The organism is Mycobacterium gordonae (assembly GCF_001417955.2).
In the GTDB taxonomy this organism is placed as follows: domain Bacteria; phylum Actinomycetota; class Actinomycetes; order Mycobacteriales; family Mycobacteriaceae; genus Mycobacterium; species Mycobacterium gordonae_B.
Genome location: NZ_LKTM01000357.1, coordinates 24095 through 31986 on the forward strand (window position 1 = coordinate 24095; position 7892 = coordinate 31986).

Genomic DNA, 7892 nt, shown 5'->3' on the forward strand with positions numbered 1-7892 from the left:
AAAGGACCTTGTCCTCTGGCCGCGCAACCGCCCTCGTCGGACACTCGGCAGTTACCAGGAATGCCCGTGACCAAAGGAGCAAGGACGGAATGACCGAAGCCGATCCAACCGTGGTCCGGCACCCGAGCGGAGCGCTGGTGTCCACGCTGCCACAGGCTTTCCAGGAGACGGCGGCACTGAAGCCGGATTCGGTGGCCATCCGGACGGTCGGCGACGAAGTGGTCATCACCTGGCGTCAGTACGCCGATCGAGTCCGCAACATCGCCGCCGGGCTTGCCGCCCTCGGAGTCGGACACGGTGACACGGTCGGGATCATGCTGCGCAACCGTCCGGAGTTCCATCTGGTGGACACCGCCGCCATGCATCTGGGCGCAATCCCGTTCTCGATCTACAACACCTCGGCGCCGGACCAGATCCGGTACCTATTCAGCAATGCCGGGAACAAGGTCGTGTTCACCCAGCAGGAGTTCCTGCCCGCCGTGGAGGCGGCCGGGGGCCAACCCGAGCACGTGATCGTCGTCGACGGCGACCCCCACGACTCAAGAAGCCTCGAAAACCTCGAATCACGTGGAACCAAGACCGATTTCGATCTCAGTAAGGCTCGGCCCGCGGTCCGGCCCGACGACGTCGCCACGCTGATTTACACCTCGGGGACCACCGGCCCACCCAAGGGTGTCGAGCTCACCCACGCCAACGTGATGGCCGAATTCTCGGCGATCATTGACCTCATCGAATTGCAGCCGACCGACCGGATCACCTCCTACCTGCCGCATGCGCACATCGCCGACCGGGTCACCGGGCACTACGCCAACATGGTTCTGGGAGTGCAGGTTACCGATGTCGCCGACATCCACGCGATCGCGGAGGCGCTGCAGGATGCTCGCCCCACGGTGTGGCTGGGCGTGCCCCGCGTGTGGCAGAAGATCAAGGCCGGGATCGAGACGAAACTCGAGACCGAGGCGACCGGCCTCAAGCGCCGATTAGCGTTGTGGGCCATCGACACCGGAGTACGCGCAGCCCGTCTCACACTGGCCGGTGAGTCGGTGCCCAAGTCACTTGCCATCCGCCGCACGATCGCTGATCGCCTCGTGCTGGCCAAGGTGCGTCAAGCACTCGGGCTGGACCGGCTGCGTTGGGGAGTGACCGGTGCTGCCGCCATCCCGGTCGAAACCATCGAATTCTTCTGGGGCCTGGGCGTTCCCGTCTATGAAGTGTGGGGGGAGTCGGAGTGCGTGGGCGGCGCGACCTCGAACCGTCCCGGTAGGAACCGGGTCGGTTCGGTCGGGCCGGCGCTGAACGGCGTGGAGGTCTCGGTGGCCGACGACGGCGAACTGCTGATCCGCGGGCCGATCGTGATGCGAGGCTACCGCCATCAACCCGAGCAGACCGCGGAAGCGGTCGACTCCGACGGCTGGCTGCACACCGGTGACATCGGCACGATAGAAGCAGGTTTCGTGACGATCGTCGATCGCAAGAAGGAGCTGCTGGTCAACGAATCCGGCAAGAATCTCTCCCCGACGAACATCGAGATGGCGATCCGCGCCGAGTCCCCATTGATCGACCAGGTCGTGGCGTTCGGCGACGCACGGCCCTATGTGACGGCGCTCATCGTCCTCGATCCCGAAGCCGCCGCCGCGCAGGCCGCGGCGCTCGGCATGGCTGACGAATCACCGGCCGCCGTCGCCCAGCATCCCGAGGCGCGCGAAATGCTCACCGCCGCAGTCATCGAGGGCAATTCCAAGCTGTCCCGCGTCGAGCAGATCAAACGGTTCCTGATCCTCGGCACCTCGTGGGAGCCCGGCGGCGACGAGCTCACCCCGACGATGAAGCTCAAACGCAAACCGATCGCTGCGAAGTATGCCGCCGAGGTCGACAACCTCTACTCCGCGACGCCCGGCCCGGACGTCATCAACCTCGCCAAGTCACCATGAAGCGGCTGTCGAACCTCGATGCGACGTTCTGGTTCGCCGACACTCACGAGTGCCCCCTGCACGTCGCGGGATTGGCGATCTGCGACCCCACCGACGTGCCGGACTTCGGCTTCGACATGGTCAAAGACCTTCTCGTAGAGCGCCTTCCGGAGCTCCCCGTGCTGCGCCACCGGGTGAAGGGCGCGCCTTTTGGTCTGGACAGGCCGTGGCTGGTCGAGGACACCGAACTCGACATCCACTATCACGTCCGCCAGATCGCGGTGCCCGCACCGGGCGGACGCCGCGAGCTCGACGAGCTGGTCGGCCGACTGATGTCCTACCCGCTCGACCGCGACAGGCCGCCGTGGGAGATGTGGTTCATCGAGGGGGTCGAGAACGGGCGGGTCGCAACCCTGACCAAGATGCACCATGCCCTGATCGACGGAGTGTCCGGCGCCGGGCTGACTGAGATCATGCTCGACGCAACGCCCGAACCGCGCCGAGCCGTAGTCACGGCCGACGCAGCATCTAGGTCCGGCATGCCCGGATTCGAGCGGCGCCTGCTCGGCGCGCTGTTCAACGTGGCGGTCAAGACCCCGTACCGCGTGCTGAGGGTCGTCCAGCAAACGCTGTCTCAACAGTGGGCGGTGCGCGGGCTGCCCAACAAACCGCCGCTCTTCTTCGAGGCACCGACGACGCGTTTCAACACCGACCTCACGCCCGAGCGGCGAGTCGCCACGTGCAGTCTGCCGCTGGATCGCCTCAAAGCGGTCAAACGAGCCCATGAGGTGAAGCTCAACGACGTTGTACTGGCACTGGTTTCGGGCGCGATGCGCCGCTACCTGCAAGACCGTGGGGAACTCCCCGAACGGCCGCTGGTGGCTCAGGTCCCGATCTCCACCCACCACGGCGGCACCGACCTGGGCAACCAGATCACCTCGACGACGATCAGCTTAGCCACCGACGTCGCCGAGCCGGCCGAACGCCTGAAAACCATCTACGCCAATTCTCAAGGCGCCAAGGAGATGACCAAAACTCTGACCGCTCATCAGACTATGGGGCTCACCGACACAACACCGCCCGGACTGGTCGGGCTGGCGATCCGTGCCTACACCGCAAGCCATCTCGGCGGACACCTCGCTCCGATCAACCTGGTCATCTCCAACGTTGCCGGGCCCGACCACCCGATCTATCTGGCGGGCGCGGTCGTCGAGCGGCTGCTGCCGGTGGGACCGCTGATGTTGGGCGTGGGGTTGAACGTCAGCTGCTTCAGCTACCACCGACTGATCAATTTCGGCTTCGTCACAACACCGGAAATCGCCGACGACATCGACCAACTCGCCGACGCCATGGAGCCGGCCCTGCAGGAGCTGGAAGCGGCCGCGGGCCTGAAGGCGCACTGATCAGACTGCGACCAGTGACGACCGTCGAAAGAAAAGGCCTCAAGGGCGGCGTACTCGGCCTGCTCTCCGGTGTGGTGGTCGGCTTGGCTTCCACGGCGCCGGCGTACAGCCTGGCCGCAACGTTGGGTCTGATCGTGGCCAGTGGCGGGGGGCAGCTGGCCGGCGTCAAAGCCCCTGGCGTCGTTCTTATCTCGTTCATCCCGATGTACTTGATCGCGGTGGCCTACCGGGAACTGAACAAGGCCGAACCGGACTGTGGCACCACTTTCGCGTGGGCTTCGCGCGCATTCGGGCCCGTCGTCGGATGGCTCGGCGGCTGGGGGATGATAGCCGCGGAAGTGATCGTGATGGCCAACCTGGTCGAGATCACTGGGGCGTACTCGTTCAGGTTCGCCGGCGTCCTGGGCTGGCATTCGGTTGCGGACCTGGCCGACAACAGGTTCTGGTCGACGGTCGTGGGCGTCTGCTGGATCGCGTTGATGACCTATGTCTGCTATCGCGGCATCGAGGTCTCGGCCAGGGTGCTCTACGCTCTGCTGTCCATCCAAATCCTGATGCTGATGGTGTTTTCGGTGGTGGCGCTGCTCAGGGTGTACACCCATAGCGCCCAGGCGAATTCACTGCGTCCGTCGCCGTCCTGGTTCTGGCCGGACGGACTTGATTTCGGGACGGGTATCGCCCCGGCAGTTCTCCTGGCCATCTTCATGTACTGGGGCTGGGACACCGCCGTGACGTTAAACGAGGAGTCCGCCGACCCCGCCCGCACGCCGGGCCGCGCCGGCGTCATCTCGACGTTCCTGCTCCTGGGAACCTACGCCCTGGTGACCGTGTCGGCCGTCGCGTTCGCCGGTGTCGGGACGACGGGAATCGGGTTGGGGAATCCGCACAACTCCAAAGACGTCTTCGCAGCCATCGGTCCGGAATTGTTCGGCAACAGCGTCTTCGGCAAGATTGCACTGCTATTGCTGGCGGCGTCGATTCTGATGTCTGCCGCCGCCTCGACGCAGGCGACGATCTTGCAGACCGCGCGCACCACTCTGTCGATGGCGGCTTTCCGCGCGCTGCCTGACTCGTTCGCGAAGATCCATCAGCGCTACCTCACACCGACCACATCCACCATCGTGATCGGTGTGGTTTCGGCCCCTTGCTACGTCCTGTTCACCCTCATCAGTGCCAACCTGCTCACCGCGTTGATCGGATCGGTCGGCTTGATGATCGCGTTCTACTACGGGCTCACCGGGTTCGCGTGTGCGTGGTACTACCGCAAGGCCTTCACCAGGTCGTTGCGGGACTTCGTGATTCGTGGCGTCGTTCCGCTGTTGGGCGGTTCGGCCTTACTGATCGTTTTCGGCTACGGGCTCATCCAGTACGCGAGGCCCGGCTGGTTGACAGACGACGGCGGCAACAACGTCACGATCCTCGGGGTCGGCGCGGTCGCGGCGGTCGGGATCGGCGCACTGCTGCTCGGGGTAATCCTGATGGTCATCTGGTGGCTGATCGCCCCCGGCTTCTTCCGCGGCGGCACCTTCAGCGACGGTGCTGCGCCCGCCACTACCCGCGCCGCATACCGCGGACCAGCTGCCCGCCGAGCAGCACAACCGCGAACACCCCGCCGACAAACCCCGAAATAAGCAGTGGCAGTTGGCCGTTCGAACCCCACAGGAAACCCGCCCACAAACCGGCCGCTAGTACGCCCAGGCCGGTGCCGCCCTGGAATACGCCCTGCGCGCTGGCCTGGTACTCCTGGTCGACGAGTCCCGAGATCCAGGCTTTGCCCACGCCGTCGGTGCACCCGGTGAACAGGCCGTAGGCGCCGATTAGTAGCCATGCCGTCACGGTGTCGGTGGTCAGTCCCAGACCGATGTAGCCGATTGCGAAGAACGTCAGACCGAAGCCGAACAAAGCCGGTCTGCCGATGCGGTCGGCGAGCGCTCCGGCCGGGTAGCTGGCCAGGGCGTAGACCGCGTTGTAGCCAACGTAGCCCAGGATCACCTCCACCACCGAGAAGCCGATCTCGTTGAGCCGCAACAACAGCAGGGCATCGGGGAAGTTCACCACGCTGAAGCCGACGAGCAGTGCGGTCACCCGCCAGTACGGCGATGGCAAGGTGCGCACGCCGGCCCACATGGGCTGCCGCTGTGCTCGCGGCACCGGACTTCTGCGCTCCCGCACCAGGAACATGAGCGCCACGCTCAGGACGGCGGGCACGATCGCGACATACAGCAGCGGCTTTATCTTGTGGTCGAGCAGCTCGTAGCATGCCAGGCCCAGCAGCGGACCGACGACGGCGCCCAACGTGTCCATCGCACGGTGGAAACCGAACACGCGGCCGCGCAACGCCTCGTCCACCTGGTCGACCAGCAGCGCGTCCCGCGGTGCGCCGCGAATACCCTTGCCGAGCCGATCCACAACGCGACCCGCGAGCACACCCGGCCATGCCACGGCCACCGCGATGATCACCTTGCCGAGCGCCGCCATCCCATAACCGGTGGTGATCAGTGGGCGTCGCGCAAACCTGTCGCCCAGCGGGCCGGCCGCGAGTTTCGTAAGTGAAGCCGCACCCTCGGCCACGCCCTCGACGGCTCCCACCACGGACGGGGGAGCACCCAGCACGGCCGTGAGGTAGATCGGCAGCAGCGGATACAGCAGCTCACTGGCGCTGTCCTGCAGGAACGACACCGCCGAGAGCACCCGCACGTTGGGGGTGAGCCAGGTCGGTCCCGAGCGTGCCGGTCGGGTCGCCTCTTCCTGGTTCAACGCCCGCTACGACCAGAACCCATTCAGCGGCGTCGCATACTTGTCATTCATCGTCAACGGCGCCAACGGAACTCCCGGCGCCGGACCCAGCGCATACTCGATTGTCGACATCAAGCTGTACTGGTCGCCGTAGCCATGCGTCACGAACTGCCCGGACAGCATCCCCGCCGTGATGGCGCCCTGGTTGGGGATGACGATCATGGGAACGTGGTTGCCCTGGTTGCCGATTCCCAGTCCCAGGTTGTTGAAGTCCTCGTCCCAGGTGATGATGATCGCGTCGCGCTGACCCGCGGTGTTCCAGGCGGTGGAGTTCTGAATGAGCGAGACCTGCTGTTGCAGGAACTGGTCGCCGGCGGCGACGTTGTACTGGTGGTTGGTGAGCTGGCTGCCGAGGAAGTCGACGATGCCCAGCGGCGAATCAACCGGCCCTTCCATGTCATTGGCGTTGTTGGCGACGATCCAGCTGAACCGCGGGGTGGTGCTCGCGTTCTGCAGATCGGTACTCAACTGCGTCAGCGGAAGTAGATGCTGCTGCTGGTAGGCCACCGTGTTGTTGAAGACGTAACTGTACTGAGCGGCGGGAATCTGGAACGTGCTGTAGTCACCCGAGGACACCAGCGCGCCGGGGTACGGCATGCTCTGCGCGTAGTTGGCCCACGAGATGCCTGCGCCATCCATCTCCTGCATAAGGCTGGGCGCGTTGATCGACGGTGGGTTGGGGTTGTAGGTCAGTCCGAAGTCCGAGCCGCCGAGGACCCGGAAGTAGTTGGGGGCACTCGGGTGACTGTTGGCGTAGTAGTTGTCGGCCGACCCGTAGGTGCCGAGCAGGCTGTTGATGTACGGGGCGTTCACACTGCCGACGATGTCGGTGAAGCCGTGATTCTCCATGTAGATCAGGAAGACGTGATCGAGTTGGCCGACGTTGGAGTACGGCACGGTCAGCGGTGCCGGGCCCAGGCCGGGAGCGCCGACGGTGAACGACAGGTTGTCGGCGTAGGCGTTGTTGTAGTGGTTCGTGATGGGGTTGCTGTCGTTGAACGTGGCGGTGACGACCGCAGACGTGGTGCCCACCGGGATGGTTCCGGAGACCGATCGTGGCTGTAATCCGGTGATCCCCAGACGATCCAGCGCCGAGACCGTTGTCGTCGAACCGGTGCCCAGTACCGCTCCGCTCGAGTTGAAGAAGGTGACCTGCAGGGCGGTCGAGGACGGGTCGATGAGCGCACCGCCGAGCAGACCGCTGAGCGTGTAAGGCGTTGTGCCGGTGTTGATCTTGGCGGTCGCGGCGCTGAGGTCGACTCTTTGGCTGATGCCGGAGGTAGCCACGGGTCCGCCGCCGCCGAAATTGGCGCCGGCCCCCGGCGGCGCCGTGCCGGGGAAGCCCAGGAAACTCGGCAGATCCGGGAACGGGAACGAGACTCCCAGCACGTAACTGACGCGCGGCGTGCCGTAGGCGATGATGGTCGGCGTGCCGCTCACCGACCAGCCTGGGTAGGTCACCGAGCTGGTGCCCGACGGTGACGGGGTCGCGATCTCGAAGTTTCCGTTGACCAACAGGTTCGGGCTCATCGGCAACCCGGGAATTCCGTTGACGCCCAAGAGAAGCCCGCCGCTGCCGACGGTGCCCGGGCCGCCCAGTAGATTCAGCATCGCGGCGTTGCCCGCGTTTCCGCCGTTGCCGCCGGTACCGATCAATTGGGCACTGCCGCCGACGCCGCCGTCTCCGCTGAAGGAGCCTGGGGCAGCTTCGGCGCCGGTACCGCCGGCGCCGCCGTTGCCCAACACAGCGCCGCCTGCCCCGCCGCGGCCGCCCGCCCCGCCG

General features: G+C 65.5%; 5 protein-coding genes. 3 read left to right on the forward strand and 2 right to left on the reverse strand.

The annotated features are described in order from the left end of the window. The first annotated feature begins 89 nt into the window (after nt 1-89). From AO501_RS28145 to AO501_RS28155, 3 genes are read left to right on the forward strand one after another with little or no spacing between them, the layout of a single operon-like run. The gene (locus tag AO501_RS28145; RefSeq protein WP_055580859.1) at nt 90-1931 is read left to right on the forward strand and encodes an AMP-dependent synthetase/ligase; all 1842 of its coding nucleotides are present in this window, start codon (nt 90-92) and stop codon (nt 1929-1931) included. Beyond that, nucleotides 1928-3313 (forward strand): WS/DGAT/MGAT family O-acyltransferase, encoded by a 1386-nt coding sequence (locus tag AO501_RS28150; protein ID WP_055580860.1) that lies wholly within the window; start codon nt 1928-1930, stop codon nt 3311-3313. Before AO501_RS28145 ends, AO501_RS28150 begins: the two co-directional genes overlap by 4 nt. Before the next feature lie 5 nt (nt 3314-3318). Further along, complete coding sequence (locus AO501_RS28155; protein WP_156452830.1) at nt 3319-4944, forward strand: APC family permease; 1626 nt, start codon at nt 3319-3321, stop codon at nt 4942-4944. Here the strand turns inward: AO501_RS28155 and AO501_RS28160 are convergent. Both AO501_RS28160 and AO501_RS28165 read right to left on the reverse strand, forming a co-directional pair. Next, a complete protein-coding gene (locus AO501_RS28160; protein ID WP_055580861.1) occupies nt 4865-6070 on the reverse strand; it encodes an MFS transporter in 1206 nt (401 codons plus the stop codon). The two genes, AO501_RS28155 and AO501_RS28160, sit on opposite strands and share 80 nt — an antisense overlap. 6 nt (nt 6071-6076) lie before the next feature. Then, nucleotides 6077-7892, reverse strand: a 1816-nt coding sequence (locus tag AO501_RS28165; protein WP_156452831.1) for an alkaline phosphatase family protein, incomplete at its 5' end; no start/stop codon positions are given.

What these genes read in the sequence shown, in the direction of transcription:
- AO501_RS28145 (WP_055580859.1), top strand. Translation starts at nt 90, where the DNA reads ATGACCGAAGCCGATCCAACCGTGGTCCGGCACCCGAGCGGAGCGCTG.
- AO501_RS28150 (WP_055580860.1), top strand. Translation starts at nt 1,928, where the DNA reads ATGAAGCGGCTGTCGAACCTCGATGCGACGTTCTGGTTCGCCGACACT.